The sequence below is a fragment of the Polyangium fumosum genome (assembly GCF_005144585.1).
In the GTDB taxonomy this organism is placed as follows: domain Bacteria; phylum Myxococcota_A; class Polyangia; order Polyangiales; family Polyangiaceae; genus Polyangium; species Polyangium fumosum.
On sequence record NZ_SSMQ01000005.1, the window covers coordinates 228,003 to 246,269 of the forward strand.

10 protein-coding genes are annotated in these 18,267 nt (G+C 68.9%); 7 read left to right on the plus strand and 3 right to left on the minus strand.

Translation table 11 applies throughout. The features are described from left to right. The first annotated feature begins 94 nt into the window (after positions 1-94). Complete coding sequence (locus tag E8A74_RS07265) at positions 95-5,263, plus strand: AAA family ATPase (protein ID WP_136928190.1); 5,169 nt, start codon at positions 95-97, stop codon at positions 5,261-5,263. Between the two features lie 73 nt (positions 5,264-5,336). Here E8A74_RS07265 and E8A74_RS07270 read toward each other — a convergent pair whose 3' ends face one another. Continuing rightward, positions 5,337-8,261, minus strand: a complete 2,925-nt coding sequence (locus E8A74_RS07270; protein ID WP_136928191.1) for a YncE family protein — start codon at positions 8,259-8,261, stop codon at positions 5,337-5,339. A gap of 109 nt (positions 8,262-8,370) precedes the next feature. Beyond that, on the minus strand, positions 8,371-8,919 hold the full coding sequence (locus E8A74_RS07275; protein WP_136928192.1) for a YaeQ family protein: 549 nt from the start codon (positions 8,917-8,919) through the stop codon (positions 8,371-8,373). 182 nt (positions 8,920-9,101) lie between these two features. Between E8A74_RS07275 and E8A74_RS07280 the strand changes: the two genes are divergently transcribed. From E8A74_RS07280 to E8A74_RS07305, 6 genes are all read left to right on the plus strand, one after another. Next, positions 9,102-9,539 carry a BlaI/MecI/CopY family transcriptional regulator gene (locus E8A74_RS07280; RefSeq protein ID WP_211365308.1) on the plus strand — a complete coding sequence of 146 codons (438 nt, stop codon included), beginning with the start codon at positions 9,102-9,104 and terminating at the stop codon, positions 9,537-9,539. Then, complete coding sequence (locus E8A74_RS07285; RefSeq protein ID WP_136928193.1) at positions 9,536-11,590, plus strand: M56 family metallopeptidase; 2,055 nt, start codon at positions 9,536-9,538, stop codon at positions 11,588-11,590. The genes E8A74_RS07280 and E8A74_RS07285 overlap by 4 nt, the downstream gene beginning before the upstream one ends. A gap of 143 nt (positions 11,591-11,733) precedes the next feature. Then, positions 11,734-12,528: an SDR family NAD(P)-dependent oxidoreductase gene (locus tag E8A74_RS07290; RefSeq protein ID WP_136928194.1), complete on the plus strand. Its 795-nt coding sequence runs from the start codon at positions 11,734-11,736 to the stop codon at positions 12,526-12,528. Positions 12,529-12,625: 97 nt separating this feature from the next. Continuing rightward, the gene (locus tag E8A74_RS07295) at positions 12,626-14,380 is read left to right on the plus strand and encodes a cation:proton antiporter (RefSeq protein WP_136928195.1); all 1,755 of its coding nucleotides are present in this window, start codon (positions 12,626-12,628) and stop codon (positions 14,378-14,380) included. Positions 14,381-14,494: 114 nt separating this feature from the next. Beyond that, complete coding sequence (locus E8A74_RS51975; protein WP_170228898.1) at positions 14,495-15,238, plus strand: hypothetical protein; 744 nt, start codon at positions 14,495-14,497, stop codon at positions 15,236-15,238. A gap of 3 nt (positions 15,239-15,241) precedes the next feature. Further along, positions 15,242-16,096, plus strand: a complete 855-nt coding sequence (locus tag E8A74_RS07305; protein WP_136928196.1) for a SpoIIE family protein phosphatase — start codon at positions 15,242-15,244, stop codon at positions 16,094-16,096. On the opposite strand, the gene E8A74_RS07310 is transcribed toward E8A74_RS07305, so the two are convergent. Next, positions 16,093-18,267: a right-handed parallel beta-helix repeat-containing protein gene (locus E8A74_RS07310; protein ID WP_136928197.1), complete on the minus strand. Its 2,175-nt coding sequence runs from the start codon at positions 18,265-18,267 to the stop codon at positions 16,093-16,095. The two genes, E8A74_RS07305 and E8A74_RS07310, sit on opposite strands and share 4 nt — an antisense overlap.

The window sequence follows — 18,267 nt, forward strand, 5'->3', positions numbered from 1 at the left end:
GAAAAACGACACGACGAGAGCACAAAGCCTTGTTACAGACGGCGGCACCGGATAGCTTCGTGCTCTTGCGGGGGGACATGTCCAGGGAGCTGTCATGTCCGCCGAGCCCATCCATCGCGCAGCCGATGACGTCCAGGGGGTCTCCTTCGAGGGTTTCACCGCGCTGACCCCCATCTACGAAGGGGCCGAGACGCTGGTGTTCCGCGGAGCGAGGATCGCCGACGGCGCCCGGGTCGTCCTCAAGCAGACGAAAAACGAATATCCCACCGTCCGAGAGGTCGGCCGCCTGCGGCGCGAGTTCACGATCCTGCGCGAGCTCGGCGTGGAGTGCGCGCCCGAGGCGCTCGCGCTCGAAGAGCACGGCCGCGGCGTCGTCCTGATCATGGCCGACATCGGCCATCCGACCCTGCGCGAGATCCTGGAGAGCCGCAAGCTCGATATCGAGACCGCGCTCACGATCGCCCTTTCGATCACGAATGCGCTCGCCGCGGTCCACCGGAAGGGGATCCTCCACAAGGACTTGACCCCACGGAATGTCCTGATCGAGGCGTCGACCTGGACCGCGCACCTCATCGATTTCGGCATTTCCGCGCGCATCTCCCGCGAGCTCCACGCGCCCACGGGGCCGCGCTCGCTCGAAGGGACGCTGCTCTACATGGCCCCCGAGCAGACGGGGCGCATGAACCGGGCCGTCGATTCCAGGACCGACCTCTACTCGCTCGGCGTGATCCTCTACGAGATGCTGACGGGCTCGGTGCCATTCCCGCAGCGCGAGCTCGCGGAGATCGTCCAGAGCCACCTCACGCGCCCCCCGGTGCCGCCGCACGAGGTCGTCCCCGCGGTGCCCCCGCCGCTCTCCGACCTCGTGATGACGCTGCTCGCAAAGACGCCGGAGGAGCGATACCAGAGCGACGCCGGGGTCCGGGCAGATCTCTCCGAATGCCTGCGGCAATGGAAAGCCTCCGGCACCATCACGCCCTTCCCGCTCCGGCAACACGACAAGGCGCCCGAGCTCCGCCGCGCGCAGCGGCTCTACGGCCGCGACCATGACATCGAGGCGCTCCTCCAGGCCTTCGGCCGCGCCCGCGCGCGCGGCCCGGAGCTTTGCCTCGTCGCCGGCTACTCCGGCGTCGGCAAATCGGCGCTGGTCCACGAGATCCACAAGATCATCGCGCGGCACGGCGGCGGCTTTTTCGCCGCCGGCAAGTTCGACCAGATCTCGCGCGACGTCCCGCTCGCGCCCGTCGTACAGGCGCTCCGCGAGCTCGTGCAGCAAATCCTGACGGAGCCGCCGGAGACGCTCGCGGCGTACAAAAACGACCTGCTCACCTCCCTCGGCGGCAATGGTGGGCTCCTCGTCGAGCTCGTCCCCGAACTCGAGCTCGTCCTCGGGCCGCAGCCCAAGGTCTCCGACCTGCCGCCCGATCAAGCGAAAAACCGCTTCGAGCTCACGCTCCAGAACTTCCTGCACGTGTTCGCGAGCGAGGCGCACCCCCTCGTGATCTTCCTCGACGATCTCCAGTGGATGGATCCCGCCTCGCAGCGGCTCCTGCACCTGCTCCTCACGGACGCGTTCAGCCGTCATTTGCTCATCATCGGCGCGTATCGCGACAACGAGGTTTCTCCCGGCCACCCGCTCTCGACCCTGCTCGACGAACTCGCGAGCTCGGGATTTTCGCCGGCGAGGATCCACCTCGCGCCCCTCGATCGCGACATGGTCGGGAGCCTCGTCGCCGACACGCTGACGAGCAAGCCCGAGGAGGTCCAGACGCTCGCGGACCTCGTCTACGAGAAAACGCAGGGCAACCCGTTCTTCGCGCACCAGTTCATGGTCGCCTTGTACGAGCGGGGCCTGCTCCGCTTCGATCCGGAGGGCGGCGCGTGGCAATGGGACGACACGGCCATCCGCGCCGCGAACGTGACCGACAACGTGGTCGACCTGATGGTCGGCGTCCTCCGCCGCCTCTCGTCGGAGACGCAGCACGTGCTCGAGCGCGCGGCGTGCATCGGCCATTCCTTCGATTTTGGCTCGCTCGCGACGATCGCCGAAAAGCCGGCGACCGAGGTCTCCGCCGCGCTGTGGGAGGCGCTCCGCGCGGGGCTCGTCGTGTCGCTCGACGGTGATTACAGGTATCTCGAAGCCGGGCTCGGGGGCGGCGCGCGAGAGCTCGCGGCGTCGCTCTTCAACGTCCGGTACCAGTTCGTCCACGACCGCGTCCTCTCGGCCGCCTACACGCTCGTCGAGCCGGAGCAACGAAAGCAGCTCCACCTCTCCATTGGCCGCCTGCTCCGGAAGCGCTCGGGCGAGCGGCCGCGCGACGACGAGCTGCTCGACCTCGTCCACCATTTGAACCTCGGCGCCGCGGCCATCACCGATCGGGCCGAGCGGCTCGACCTCGCGGAGATCAACCTCCGCGCCGGACAAAGGGCGAAAGCCGCGACGGCCTATCACGCGGGGGCCATTTACACGCGCGCGGGCATCGACTTGCTCGACGTGACCGACTGGGACGAGCATGACGACCTCTGCTTCTCGCTCTACATCGAAGGCGGCCAGAATGCGTACCTGAGCGGCGACGCCGCGGGGGCCGAGGCGCTCTTCCTCGAACTCTTGCGCCGCGCGAAGACGGACGTCGAGCGGGCGACGGTCCAGAGGCAACGCATCTACAACAACGTCTCGCACGGGCGCTTCGTCGAGGCGGTGCAGACAGGAAGCGAGACACTCGCGTTCCTCGGGCATCCCTTGTCGATGGAGGAACTCGGTTCGCCCGCGGTGATGATGTCGGAGCTCGAACAGCTCACCACGAACCTGCGCGGGCGCCGCATCCTCGACCTCGCCGATGCGCCGGAGGCTTCGGATCCAGTGGTCCGATCGGTCCTCTCGATCCTCGACGCCATCTCGGACAGCGCCCACCACCTCAACCCCATTGTGTTCTCCGTCATCAACTTCCGGGCCGTGAACGTGGGCCTCGTGCATGGCCACACCGAGCTGTGCCCGTTCCCCTATGCGTGCGTCGGCTACGTGCTCGCGGGGATGTTCGGCCGCGTGAACGAGGGGATGGAGTTCTGCAAGCTCGCCGAGGACATCAACAAGAAATGCCCGAGCGCGATGCAGCTCTCGCGGCTCCACATCCCCTGGGGGAGCTGCGCCCACATGCAGCACCCGATGCGAAAGGCCAACGAGAACTGGGCCGTCGCGCGGCAGAAGGGCCTGGAGACCGGCGAATACTACATGATCGGCACCGCGTGTTTCCTCGAGACGATGGGGAACGTATTCGCGGGCAATCTCATCGAAGAGCTCGTCGAGGAAGCCGAGAAGCACCTCGCCATCGTCCGACGCACGCGCATGCCGGCGAACCTGGCCACCATGACGGTCGTCAGGCAGACCGTCGCGTGCCTCGCGGGCAAGACGCGGGATCGGACGTCGCTCGACGACGAGACGTTCCACGAAAAAGAGTTCGTCTCACGCCTCGATGACGAGCATTTCGGCAACGCAAAGATCCACCACGCGATCCTGAAGACGCTCGTCTGCCTGATCCACGGCCAGTACGAGGATGCCTGGACGTGGTCCGAGGCCGCCGAGCGTAGCCTCGGGTTTGCCGGCGGAAACCTCGCCTCGAAGGTCCACCCCTGCCTCCGCGCCCTCGTGCTCCTCGGCCTGCCTCGCGCCGAGGCGCACGAGGAGGCCGAACGACGGGCGGAGATCCTGCACAAATGCCGCGCGGAGATCACGCAGCTCGCCGCCTGGTCCCCGAAGAGCTTCGCGCACCTCGAAGCCCTCGTGAACGCCGAGGCCGCGCGCACGGAAGGGGACCTGGAGGGCGCGATCCGCCTCTACGAACGGGCGATCACGCTCTGCCAGGAGAACAAGGCCCCGCATTTCGAGGCGCTGGCCGGCGAGCTCTGCGCCAAGTTCTACCTCAGCATCGGCGCGCCGACCGCGGGCGGCGGCTACATGAAAAACGCTTACCGTGCCTACGCGCACTGGGGCGCGGCGCCGAAGGTCGCGGCGCTGGAGAACGAGGCCACGCACATCTGGCCTTCGCTCCGCGAGGTCTCGCGCACACGCGGGTCTTCCACGACGGCCAGTTCGAGCGCATCGCTCGCGACCCGAACCCTCCTCGGACAAACCAGCCTCGGCAGCCTCCGCGACGCCGCGCTCGTCGTCCGGGCCGCCCAGGAGATCGCGAGCGAGATCGACCTGCCCAAGGTCGTCGATCGGCTCGCGAAGCTCGTGCTGGACAACGCGGGCGCCGACCAAGGCTTGCTCATCCTCGCGCGGGACGGAGAGCTCCTCGTCGAAGCGACGTTCCGGCCGGCCGGCAGCACGCTCGACGTGGGGCACGGCCAGCCGCTCGAAGACGTGCAGGCGTGCGCGAAGAGCGTCATCCACTACGTCACGCGCACGCTCGAACCGGTGGTCCTCGACAACCCGCGCAAGGCCTCGCGGTTCTCGGACGACCCGTACATCCAGACGCTCGCCCCGAAATCGATCCTCTGCCTCCCGCTCCTCCACCAGGGCCGGCTGAGCGGCGCGCTCTACCTCGAAAACCGCATGACGGCCGGCGTCTTCGACGTCGCGCGAGTCGAGCTGCTCGCGCTCCTCTCCTCCCAGGCGGCCATCGCGATCGAGATCGCGCGCCTCATCGAGAACGCGCACGTCGCGAACGAGCAGGTCAAACGCGCGAACGAGCGGCTGGAGATGGAGGTCGCGCACCGGACGGAGGAGCTGCGCCGGGTCAACGACAGCCTCTTCGACATGAACCAGGCGCTCGAAATGGAACTCGGCCAGCGCCGTGAGATCGAGCAGGAGCGCGCGGCGCTGCACGAGCAGGTCATCGCGGGGCAACGCCAACGCCTGGCGGAGCTCTCGACGCCGCTCTTGCCGATCACGAAGGACATCGTGGTGATGCCGCTCATCGGCACGATGGATACCGAGCGCGTCGAGCAGGTGCTCAGCGTGGCGCTCGACGGCGCCCAGCGCCTCGGGGCCCGGGTCGTGATCCTCGACGTCACGGGCGTGAAGCACGTCGACACGCAGGTCGCGGGCATGCTGGTGAACGTGGCCGCCGCGCTCCGCCTGCTCGGCTCCGAGACGGTGCTCACGGGCATCGCGCCGCGGATCGCGCAGACGCTCATCGCGCTCGACGTCGATCTGAAATCGTTCGTCACGATGGGCACGCTCCAGAGCGGCATGGAATACGCGCTCCGGCGCTGCCGTCACGTCGACCTCGCGCCCGCTCGTCGAGGCGGCCCGCACCGCTGAAACAAGGGCCACCGCCCGCCCCGACGTTCGCGCGGGGCGGGCGGCTCCTTAGCTGACGAGCGGAATCCGACCTTCAGGGCGCAGCGCAGAAATCGCCGCCCTTGGCGCCTGGCATGGCCGGCAGATCGATCGGCGTCGTGTCCTCGTCGATCGAGAGCACGAAGGCCACGAGGTTCTCGATGTCGCTCGGGCCGGTGAGGTAACTCGGCGCGGCGAGCGCCTTGTTGTGGGCGACGAACGTATTCGAGAACAACTCCTCGAGCGTCCGCGCGTTGCCGGCGTGGAAGAACGGCGCGCCCACCTGCATGCCGAGCAGGGACGGCACGTTGAAGCCCTTGCCGATCGCCTCGTCGCCCTGGGCCTTCGCGACCATGTCGGCGCGCACCTCGATCACGTTCACCGTGGCCGGCGAGATCCCGAACGTGCCCACGGGACGAAGCACGCACTGGATCTGGTCGAGCCCGGCGTTCTTCGGGCTCGGCGAGCGCATGAACTGGTTGCCCGCGGTGGCCGGGAGCAAGGCCGCGGGGAAGCCGGCGGCGAGCAGCGCGTCGCCCTCGTACGCCTTCGCGAGCAGCGCCTCGTTCGTCGCCGCGGACGGCGTGTAGAAGCGCTTCGAAAGCGTCCACTTCGCCCCGCCGTGGCAGCCCTGGCAGCTCCCGCCCTCCATGAACAACGTCATGCCCGCGGCGACCTTCGCCGGGTCGAGGTTCGAAGGCTTGCGCGGCGAACGCAGGCTCCGCGCGTAGGCCTCGAAGTCGTCCCAGTCCTTCCGCACGCTGTCCGTGTCGTGGATCTCCTTCGTCGAGCCATTCAGGCCCACGGCGCCCGCGGGCGCGTATTTCGCCGTGTCCGCGAGGTTGATGCGATCCGTGTTCGCCGGCGGGTTGCTCTCCGTCGTCACGAGGGCGCCGACGCCGCCTTGCGTGCCGCGCGCGCTGTTCTCGAAGTCGTGCGCCTCTTCCTGGAACGCCGTCCAGCCGAAGATCCGCTGATCGGTGGGATCCTTCGACGCGTAACTCCCATCGAGGCTCGTCGCTTGCCGCGGCCCGCGGGCGAAGTACCACGTCACGTTGTCGCTCAAACCGTCGATGTGGCACGTCTGGCAAGAGACCCACGCCTGCCCCCGGAGCGACCAGCGCCCGAGCCCCGTGTTGAAGATCCGCTTGCCGCGCAGGACCGACATCCCCGCCGCGTCGGCGGGCAGCGGCGTGGTCTGGACGACGCGCGCCGTGCCGAGATCGGAGCCCGCGACGACCTGCTTGCCCGGATCGATCGCGAGGGCCGACACGTTGCGGCTGATGTCGTTCGCCACGAACGCGAACGGATGCGTGTTCGCCACGGCGACGCCGATCGGGCCCACGCCCTTCAGGCTCTCGGCGAGCGCCTGGGGCGCGAGGTCGATGAACTTCTTGTCCGTGGCGCCGACGCTGACGACGGCGCCGCTCGTCTCGTTGAAGTTCACGCGGAACACCGCGTCCGCGCCGTTCGCCGGCACGTACGCCTCGCCCGTCGCCCCCACGAACGCGATGTCGTTCGCGACCAGCGGATACCGGCGGCTCGCGTCGTCGGCCACGCTCGCGCTTGCGTACGTGTCGCGGAAGACGCGGTTCAGGTTCGTCGGCGCCGCGGCGACGGCCGCGTCCGTCTTCGTGTCGAGCACGTTCACGACCGGGTGCACCACGGTCTTGTTGTTCGTCGGGATCGCCCGGCACGCGCCGTTGCCGCCGATCGGTCCGGCGCCCTGGCACGAGCCCGCGGGCGCGTCGCCGCCGCAATCGGCGTCGGTCGAGCAGCTATACGTGCAGGAGCCGACGGTCGTATTGCACGTGCTGAGGACGTTCACGTTCGTGCATTGCGCGTTCGTCGTGCAGGCGTTCTTCTGGAACGGGCCCACAGGGCCGGCCGGCGAGGCGCAGATCGACGTGACGTAGGCGAGATCCTTGTGGATCGTGATCGACTGGAGCTGGTTCGGGAAGCAGCCCGTGGCTTGCCCCTTGTGGTCGACGAAGCCCGTGTCGTCGATCGACGGCAGGGCGATCGTGGCGACCGCGCCGTCGGCGGCCTTCACGCTGTAGACGATGCCTGCCCAGTTCGTATCGACGTTCGACACGCCCTGCGCGTTGATCTGCTCGGGGGCCGTGCGCTGGGCGAAGAACTCGGTCGCGTAGATCTTCTCGTCGGCGTCGTCGGCGTCGCCGTCGTTCGTGATCGCGAGCGAGCGCGGGTGCGCGAGCGCGGGCCGCGCCTTGTCGGCGGCGACCGAAGGCCCGAGCAGGCCCGTGCCGGCGAGCGGCCCGTTCAGATCGATCGTCTTCGACAACGTCAGCGACGCGAGGTCGATGAGCGAGAGCGTGCCGTCGACCCAGTTGGCGACGTAGAGCGACGTGTTGTTCGGGGTGATCGCGACGGCCGTGGGCTCCGAGCCGACGGCGATCTCCTTGCCCATGACGGGCGTGCCCTTGAGGTCGCGGATCTCCACGACCTTCTGGTCCTTGCGCAGCACCACGTAGGCCTTGTCGCCGCAGCCGTCGATCGCGACCTGCCAGGGCTCGCCCCCCACGACGATCTCGGCCTTTTTCGTGAGCGTCGGCAGATTGTCCACGGGATTGTATTCGACGGAGAGCACCGTCACGCTGCCCGCGTCGCGGTTCACGGCGACGACGGTCGTGTCGTCCGCCGAAATCGCGACCGCCGCGCCGCGCGTCGCGCCGGGCGCGGGCGTCGTGCAAAGCGCTGCGCCGCCCCCGGCGCCGCCTTGCCCGCCCATTCCGCCGCCGCCCATTCCGCCTTGCCCGCCGGCGCCGCCGCCGCCGGTATTCCCGCCGCCGGTGCCGCCGCCCGCGCCGCCCGAGCCCGAGCCCGAGGACGAGCTCGTCGCCGTGGATGGATTCGTCGGTTCGTCGCTGCAACCGGCCCCGGTCACGGCGCTTCCCAGCAACAGCGCGCATACACCAGCGAACGCGCCGCCCAGGCGACGCCGCACGGGCCTGCTCATCGAAGGTCTTTGCATCGTATCCCCTTCCTTTTTTCGATGTGCGCCGGTACCCCCCATGGCCGGAGACACATCAAGCTGGAGACTACGCGCGAGCCGACCTTCGGTTTCGTTATTTTTCGACGAGCGAGCAGCGCGAGATCGTCCCCGTCACGACATTGTCGCCCACGGTGATGTAGAGCTGCTCGTCATCCCGGAGAAGGTCGAGCTTCGTATTCCGATCGACCTTGGCTTCGACGGCATCGAGGAAGGACGGTTCGATTCGCCACACCTCGATCGCCTCGACCTTGTGAATGACGCGCGACGACGCTTCGCGCTGGAGCAACGCGAGCGGCGCGTGTGTGAAGAGCGCGACCCGGCGCGCGGCCTTGGCGGCCTTGTGCAGCCGCTCGGCCGAGGGGGATCCGATATCGATCCAGGCGAGGAGCAGCCCCGTGGGATCACGAATGACCACCGGCGGCTCTTCCGTGGAGCAGAGGCCCTCTTTGCTGAACGTAATGCCTTCCTCATAGCTGAGGCAGTAGGCGATCGTACGCGTCAGCAAATATCGCATGCTCTCCGACGGGTGGCGCGCGAGGCGGAGATCGAAGGTCTCGTAGACCCCACGATCGACGTCGGAGAGGTTCACCTGCAAGTGGTAGATGGTCGCGGTCAGGGCCATGGGCGGCCGCAGGATAGCGGAACCGGGGCGGCGCGCCCGGGCGACACGCCTCCCGCCGCGGGCATACGCTCACCACCGGAGCCCACCGAGCAGGATCCCGACGTTCCAGGTTCCTTCGATCTTCCTTGCCCTCCATCAACTACCTAGGTAGTATTACTCGGGTAGTAGCTGACGAGGAACACGTGTCGAACAAAGACAAGGGCAAGGACGCATTCGAGGACGAGGCCGAGGGGGGGCAAAAGCTCACGCATCTCGGCGCTTTGCAGCTCGCGATCATGCGAGTGCTCTGGGAGCTCGGCGAGGCCACGGTCACGGACGTGCACCAGGCCTTGCTTTCGGAGCGTGGCCTCGCGCCGACGACCATCGCCACCATGCTGAAGAAGATGGAGGAGAAGGGCGTCGTGGCGCACCGCGCCGACGGCCGAAAATTCATTTATCGGCCCACGGTGAGCGAGGACCAGGTCACGCGAGGCATGGTCTCCGACCTGACCGAGCGCCTCTTCCGGGGAGATCCCGTGGCGCTCGTATCGCATCTGATCGCGCGCCACGAGATACGCGCCGACGAGCTCTCCGAGCTCGAACGAATGATCGCCGCGGCCAAGAAGGAAGGGAAGCGATGAACACCCTCGTGGGATGGTTGGTCACGTACCTGATCCACAGCACGGCCCTCCTCGGGGGCGCGTGGCTGTTCGATCGTTTGTCGCGGAATCGCCCCGATTGGCAGGAGCTCGCGTGGCGCGTCGCCCTCGTGGGCGGGCTCGTCACGGCCACCGTGCAGACGGCCGCGTCCCTCCGCCCCGTGGGCGGGACCTTTTCGCTCGCGGGGCCCGCGCCCACGGCCCGCGTGCTCGACCGCGAAATGCCCCGCGCGACCGAAATCATCGTCACGACGGACATGGGCCCCGCGACGCACGTCGTCGTGACCTCGGCGAAGCCCTCGGCCTTCCTGCCCAAAACGAAAGCCACGTCGGCGGCGAAGCCCTCGCGCGCGGCGTTCCTTTCGTGGTCCAAGGTCCTCGTGGCTGGGTGGGCGATCGGCTCGCTCTTCTTGCTCGGCTCGCTCGCGCGCGCCTGGAGGTCCCTGCGCAAGCGCCTCGAAGGCCGGCGGAGGCTCGAAGGGGGTCCGCTCGGTGATGTCCTCGCCACGCTCGCAGCGCGTGAACCTGTTTGCATGCGGGCGCCCTTGCTCAGCGCGTCCGAGAAAGTGAACGTTCCCATGGCCCTTGGTATTCGTCGTCCAGAAATCTGTCTGCCGGAGCGCGTGACGAAAGAGCTCGGCCCGGACGCCCAGGAGAGCGTGCTCGCGCACGAGCTCGGGCACGTGGCGCGGCGTGATCCGCTCTATCGATTGGCCACGAGCATCTTTTGCCGGGTGTTCTTCTTCCAGCCTTTGAACTGGCTCGCAGCGCATCGCCTCGCGGCAAGCGCGGAGCTCCTGGCCGACGATTGGGCCGCGCGGCGCACGGCGCGCCCGCTCGACCTCGCGGAGTGCCTGACGAAGGTGGCGCGCTGGGTCCACCGGCCGATGACGGGCCTGCCCGTGCCGACGATGGCGGCGGGGACGAGCGAGCTGCGGCAGCGCGTCGAGCGCCTCGTGCGGGGCGAAGGCATAACGGCGGAGCCGCGCAAGCCGCTGTGGGCCGCGCCGATCGTCGCATTCGTCCTGACCGCGTTCACGCTGCTCGCGCCTTGCGCCTGCGGCGTGGCCGAAGCGAAGGGATTGCCCCCGGCGACGCCCGTCGCCAAGAAGGGCGCCGCGCCCGCGAAGCCCACGCCCGCCGCCCTCGCGGACGAGGACGAGGACACGGACGAGGACACGGACGAGGAGCCCGTCTGCGAGGGCCCGAAGCACAAGCGAAACGACAAGCACCACGCCAAGGCGGAGAAGCACCATGGCGAGAAGCACGCGCATCACCGCCCTTACGTGCCCGCCGCGCAGGACGACGACGACGACCAGGACAACGACGACGACGACGACCAGGACAACGATCCCGCGGACCAGGACAACGATCCCGCGGACCAGGACAACGACGACGACCACCAGGACAACGAAGTCGCCGTCGCGCGTGGCCCGCGGATCCGCATCCACATGCCGGCGCCGAGCGTCGATATCGACTTCGAGCAGATCGACGCCGACCTCGACCGAGCCCTCGCCGACGTGCGCAAGAACGTGCACGACGAGGACGCGCGGAAGCTTGCCGAGCGAGAGATCAAGCGGGCGCGCAAGGACGCGCGCAAGGAGCTCGAAGACGCACGCAAGGAGCTCGAAGACGCGCGCGAAGAGATGCAGGAGCGCCTGCGCGAGCTGCGCGAGCAGATGCCGGAGATCCGCCGCCGGGCCATGGAGAGCGCCCGCGAGGCGTCCGAGCAGGCGCGCGAGGACGCGCTCGAAGAGGCGCGCGACGCCGAGGAAGAGGCCACGAAGGCGCAACGCAAGGCCCGCAAGGCCCGCAAGAAGGCCCAGCACGCCGTGCCGCCGGCGCCGCCCGTGCCGCCTCCGCCGCCGGCGCCGCATGCCGCGCCGCATCCCATGCCGCACCCGTCCCCGATGCCGCACCTGCCGCCCATGCCGCCGGGCCATCGTGGCGTGCCCGCGCCCCCCGCGCCGCCCATGCCGCCTGCGCCGCACGGCGCGCCGATCCCGCCGCCGCCGCCTCCGCCGGCGCCCTGAAAAACCCCGCCGCAGGCGAATCGACAATCAGCAACACGGCCCCGGAGAGCAGTCTCCCTCCCTGCTCTCCGGGGCTCTTTTTTTCGCGCTCGCTGCGCGTGGCCGCCGCGCGCGCTAGCATCCGCCCGAGCAAGGAGGAAACCATGGATCTCGGATTGACGGGAAAGCGGGCGCTCGTGACGGGTTCGACCGCGGGAATTGGCCTCGCCGCTGCGCACGCCCTGGCGAGCGAGGGCGCGCATGTCACGGTGAACGGTCGGACCGAGTCCCGCGTGCAGGGCGCCGTGGATGCGCTCCGGCGCGCGTTGCCCGGCGCGACGATCGAAGGCATCGCGGCGGATCTCTCGACCGCGGCCGGATGCCAAGCGCTGATCACGAAGCTCCCCGACGTCGACGTGCTCGTCAACAACATGGGCATCTTCGAGCCCAAGCCGTTCGAGGAGATCCCGGACGAGGACTGGCTCCGGTTCTTCGAGACGAACGTGCTCAGCGGCATCCGGCTCTCGCGCCATTACGTGACCGGCATGCGGGCCCGGAACTGGGGCCGCATCGTGTTCGTGTCGAGCGAGTCGGGGATCCAGATCCCGACCGAGATGATCCATTACGGCATGACGAAGACGGCGCAGCTCGCGGTCGCGAAGGGCATCGCCGAGACGTTGCGCGGGACCGGCGTCACCGTGAACAGCGTCCTGCCGGGCCCGACGTCGTCCGAGGGCGTGGGGGCGTTCGTCTCCCAGCTCGCGGCGGCGCGCGGCGTGGACGCCGCCACGGTCGAGCGCGAATTCTTCGCCACCGCGCGGCCGACCTCGATCATCCAGCGCTTCGCCACGCCAGACGAGGTCGCCGCCATGATCGCATACGTGTGCAGCGCCCGCGCGTCGGCCACCACGGGCGCGGCGCTCCTCGTGGACGGCGGCGTGGTGCGCTCGATCGCGTGACCCACGCGCCGAGCGAGCGGGCGAAATCGCCCCCAAGATGCTCGCTCGTCGGGCTGCTCTCCGCGGGTCCGCCTCCTGCTCTTCGTCCTCTGGACGAATGCATGCCTACGACCTCATCCTCACGCTGACGGGCGGGCTCGTCGCGGCGCTCCTGCTCGGCATGATGACGCGCCGCCTCGGCGCTTCGCCCATCCTCGGCTACCTCCTCGCCGGCGTCGTCGTCGGCCCGTGGACCCCGGGGTTCGTCGCGAACCTCGAGCTCGCCGGGCAGCTCGCCGAGGTGGGCATCGTCCTGCTCATGTTCGGCGTGGGATTGCATTTCCAGCTCGGCGACCTCCTCAAGGTCCGGCGCATCGCCGTGCCGGGCGCGGTCGTGCAGAGCCTCTTCGCCACCGTGATCGGGGCCGTGGTCGCGGTCGCGTTCGGGTGGTCCACGTCGGCCGGCCTCGTGCTCGGCATGTCCGTGGCCGTCGCGAGCACGGTCGTGCTCATCCGAATGCTCACCGATCACGACGCGCTCGAAACGCCGCACGGGCACGTCGCCGTCGGATGGCTGATCGTCGAGGACATCTTCACGGTCGTCATTCTCCTGATGGTACCGGTCCTCGCGTCGTTGCGAGGCACGGACGCCTCCCCTGTGCAGGCGGTCGGGATCGTCGGCATTGGATTGCTCAAGCTCACCGCGCTCATCGCGCTCGTGCTCATCATCGGGGCGCGCGCCGTCCCCTGGTTCCTCACGCGCGTCGCGCAATCGCGCAGCTCCGAGCTCTTCACGCTCGCCGTCCTCGCGGTCGCGCTCGCCGTCGCCACGGGCTCCGCCGTCATTTTCGGGGCGTCGATGGCGCTCGGCGCGTTCCTCGCGGGCATGGTCGTCGGACAATCGAAGGTCAGCCACCAGGCGGCCGCGGATGCGCTCCCGATGCGGGACGCCTTCGCGGTGCTCTTCTTCGTCACCGTCGGCATGCAATTCGACCCGCGCTCGCTCATCGCGCAGCCCGGGCTCGTCCTTTCGGTGCTCGGAATCATCCTCCTCGCCAAACCCCTCGCCGCGCTCCTCGTCGTCGTGGTGCTCGGATATTCGGTCCGGACGGCGCTCACGGTGGCGATCGGGCTCGCGCAGATCGGCGAATTTTCGTTCATCCTCGCGGACGCGGCGAACAAGGTCGACCTCTTCCCCGCGGAGGGGCGCAGCGTGCTCGTGGCGTGCGCGATCGTCTCGATTGGCCTGAATCCCTTGCTCTTCCGGCTCATGGATCCCCTCGAAGAATGGCTGCGCAGGCGCCCGACGCTCTGGCGCGGGCTCAACCGCCGCGCCGAGGCGCGCGGGGAAGCGCTCCGGGAGCAGGCCCCGAAAGAGCCGACCCGCGCATGCGACGTCCGCGCGATCGTCGTGGGGTATGGCCCCGTCGGCCGTACGGCCGTGGACATCCTGGATCGATTCAACGTCTGCTCGGTCATCGTGGAATTGAGCATCGACACCGTCACCGAATTGACGAACAACGGCCGAATCGCCGTGTACGGCGACGCGCGCAGGGCCGAGGTCCTTCATGCGGCGGGCATTGGTACCGCCGACTACCTCGTCGTGACCACGCCGAACCCGGAGACGCGGGCTGCGGTGGTCAACGTGGTGCGCAGCCTCCAGCCCGACCTGCCGATTTTTGTGCGGGCCCATTACATCAGCGAGCGTCAGGCGCTGGAGACGCACCGCGCGACGGCGGTTTGTTACGAAGAGGCCGAGGTCGCCGTTCGGTTGGCGGAGATGCTCCTGACAGAAATCGGCGTCGAGGCAGCGCAGATCGAGGCAGAATCGCTCCGCATTCGCGAGGAGCTCGGGCCCGGCGCGTCGCCGTGACGCGGCGCGTCCGCCGGGATGCGCAGCACGTATTCGGCTTGCAGCCCGCGACAAGCCCGGGATACGATGCCTCCACGGTGCGCGGATCACGCGCCCGGGCGGGAGGGAACGACATTGAGCTCGCATTTCACGAGGCCCCGATACAATTACACGAGGCACCTCGGCGCCGTGTCGCTCGGCGTCGGATTGCTCGCCGCGCCGGCCACGTCGGCGGCGCAGTCGCAAAAGGCGCCCGCTGCGCCGCCTCCCCCGGCCGCGGCAGCGCCGGCGCCGCCGCCTCCCCCGCCCCCCGGCGCGGCGGCGCCGCTCCCGCCCGGGACGCCGCCGCCGGGCGTGCAGCCGGGCCAGCCCCCGTACCCGTATCCGTACCCCTATCCCTATCCGTATGGGCAACCGGGGTATCCGTATCCGCCTCCTCCCGGGTATGGCCCTCCCCCCGTCGATACGACGGAGATGAAACCCGTCATGCCGTACAAGGGAGGCGTCGTTCCCCCGGGATATGTGCTCGAAGAGCGCATGCGGAAGGGCCTCGTCATCGCGGGCAGCGTGGTCTTCGGGACGTTTTATCTCTTCACGGCGATCGGCGCGTCGGCGGCCGAGTCGGATCGGGCCCCTTGGCCGGCGCTGTTCGTGCCCGTCGTCGGCCCCTTCATCGTCGCCGGAGCGGGTAAATTCAGCGGGAGCGATGAGATCGCGAGGCCCCTGCTCGTGCTCGACGGCCTCATCCAGGCCGGCGGCGCGGCCATGCTGATCGCGGGGATCGTCGCCAAGCAAAAGGTCCTCGTGCGGGAAGACCTCGCCGCGCGTCCCGAGTTTTTCGTGGGCCCGAGGTCCGTCGGAATGAAAATGAGCTTCTGAGGGATGTCGCCCTCGCTCACGCTCCACGCCGCGGCGCGCACGCGGATGAGCACGCGCTCGTTTGCGTGCGCGCACGGCGAGAACGACGACCGATGGCGAATCGACGAGCGCCGGGGCCTCTTCCTCGTCGCGGACGCCTCGGGCCCGACGTATGGCGGTTATCACGCGCCGTTCGGCGTGGATCCCGGCCTCGCGGCCATCGCCGAGGCGCTCGACGGCGGCGACAGCGACGAGGACGGCGAGGCCCGGCTCCGGGCGGCTTTGTGGGCGGCGCATTCGATGATGCGGGCCATACATGACCGGCAGGAAGAGCTCGCCAAAGCCGTGCAGCAAACGCGCGGCGGCGATCGGCTGGATGCATCCCTCGACGCCTCGGATGCGCTGCGGGATCGCTGCCGCTGGCCCCATCGTGTCTTTTCGCACCACGCGGCCTGGTGTACAGCGCTGTCTCGCTGGCGAGGTGATCGCGTGAGCGTCGCGCAGGTCGGCGGTTGTCGGGCGCATCGTATCCGAGGCCGCGCAATCGAGCAGCTTCTCCCCGACCATACCCTGCGCAGCCTCGTGGAGGCGCAAGGCGGTCCGATGGAGTTGCTTGAAATGCACGGCGGCATATCCACCCGATCGCTCGGATACCTCCAGGGGCCCGAGCAAATCGACACCCGGACCGTCGAGATCGAGCCCGGGGATTGCTTCGTGGTATGCACCGATGGCCTCTGGTCCCTCCTCGACGAGGAGCGAATCCGGGACATCGTCGTCCAGAAAACCCCCTCCCCCGACAGCGTGGCCGAGGCCTTGCTCCAAGCCGTCGAGGGTCCCTCCACGGACGACGCCACCGTCGTCGTAATCGTGGCCCGTTAGCCCTTCGTGTTGCCCCTGCGCCGCCGTCGCGAAAGCCCCCAGGCGAGCGCGCCGAAGGCATAAAGCCCGAGCCCCGGCCCGGCGCCATCCCCGAGCCGGCACCCACAACCGCCCTCGTCCTCGGGCGAGCCGCCTCCGCCATTGCCGCCCGCGCCAGGGCCGTCCCCGCCGCCCCCGCCCACGCCGCTCGACGAAGCCCCGGATCCGCCGTCCGGCAATCCGCCATCCGGCAGCGGCCCCACGCCTCCTCGCTCGAACGCGCCGAGATCGGGCGCCGCGCCGACCACGAATCGATCGTTGATGCCCTCGATCACCACGCCGACGTCGACGAGCCCGCTCCCCTCCACCGGCGTGAAATCGCCGCCCTCCGCGTCTTCGTATTTCGGCTCGATCTGAAACCCGTGGCTCTCGATCGTCCCCGAGGCCGCGAGCTCCGCGATGCTCGCGTATTTCACGTCGAGCCATTTCACGAACCGCGGCGTCCCGTCGAGGATGTCCGTGAACAGATCGTCCCAGTCGAGGTCCACGGGCCCGCTCGGCGTGACGCTGCTCTCGATGACGTAGCGGTGCGAGGTCCAGATGTTGTTTCGCGTGATCAGGTTTGCAAAAGGAATCGTCGGGGCGATCGCCTGCGCCTCCGCCAGCCCCGCGGCCGGGCGGCTCGTCGTGTGATACACGAGCATGAACCCTTGTGAGCCGTTGTTCACCTTGAGCGCGTGCTCCTTGAAGCCGTCGATCACATTGCGCACCACGAACAGCGGGCCGACCTCGATCGGCGCGAGCGAGACGCCGTTGAGCACCCCGCGCATGTGGTTGTTCCAGAAACGGACGTTCACGCAGGCGCCCTCGGGTTCGAGCCCGTCATCGCCGTGCTCGACGAGCACGTTCTCGTACACGTCCGTGTCCGGGGTGATCGTCTCCGAGGCGTCGTCGAAGCTGCCGACGTACACCCCATTGAAGGTGCCGGTGAGCTGGTTTCGCCGGACGACGTTCGCGCCGCCGCCCGTGATGCTGATGGCGCTCGCCTCGGGCGTATGGTTTTTGACGGAGCTCCAGGGCCACGACCAGATGCTCGTGTCGCGGACGACGTTGTCCTCGATGACGTTCTCCGCCGCGAGGGGCCTGCGCACCCGGACGCCGCCGTTCATGTGGTGGATGTTGTTCCTCCGGATCCACGCGCGCGCCGTGTCGCGCACGTCGATGCCCGCTCCCTCGGCGTCGGCGCCGAGATGACGGATCTCGAAGCCCTCGACGACGACGTCGGTCACGGTGTCGAGCAGAATGCCGACATTCCGGATGGCCACGTGAACCACATGCCCGGCCGGGGATCCGCCGTCGGGCAGCTTCACGTAAATCCGCCCTGCGGCGGCGTCCACGTAAAAGCCGCCGGCGAGGCCCGCGGCGGCTGATTGCAGATCCGCGAGGGAGCTGTAATCGTAGAGGCGCGTATCATCCACGGCGACATACTGGGACGCGCCGGAGAACGGCGCCGAGTAGATCCCATTGCCTTCCGATTGAAAGACCGACCCATCCTCGAGCGCAGGATCCGAGCCGTCGACGATCGCGCCCGGCGCGGCGACGAACCAGACCGGGTTTCCCGCGGCGCCACCGTGATTGCCCGCGACCGTCACGGTCTCGCGATAGACGCCCGCCGCGACGTGCACGACCGTCCCCGGCCCGGCCGCGGCCGCAGCCGCGCCGATGCTCTTGAAGGGCGAGGCTTGCGAGCCGTCGTTTCCATCCGAGCCATTCTTCGCATCGACATGAAGCTGCTTGCTCCCCTGCGGTGGAGGCGCGTCGTCGCGCGTGCGGATCGTCCCCGTCGCCTCCTGGGGCCCGCCGTTGTCGGGATCGTCGAGCGTGACGCGCACCTCGTATTCGGTCGCAGGCTCCAGGAACAGCGCGCTCCCTCGGCGCCCGCCGGGCGTGCGGAGGAGCGGATGACCGGGGGTGAAGCTCGCATCCCCGGCCTTGCGGAACGCGAGCTTGACGGTGGCATCCCCATCGTCATCCCCCGTGACCGCGGCCGTGACGCCCACGGCGTGAATCGTGGGCCGGAGCGTGAGGCTCCCGAGCGTCGACGTATCCGCGGCACGGGCGGAGCCGGCGCTCCCGACGACGAACAGAAACAGGGAAGAGGCGAGAATCTGGCGTAGAGGGGATCGAAGCAT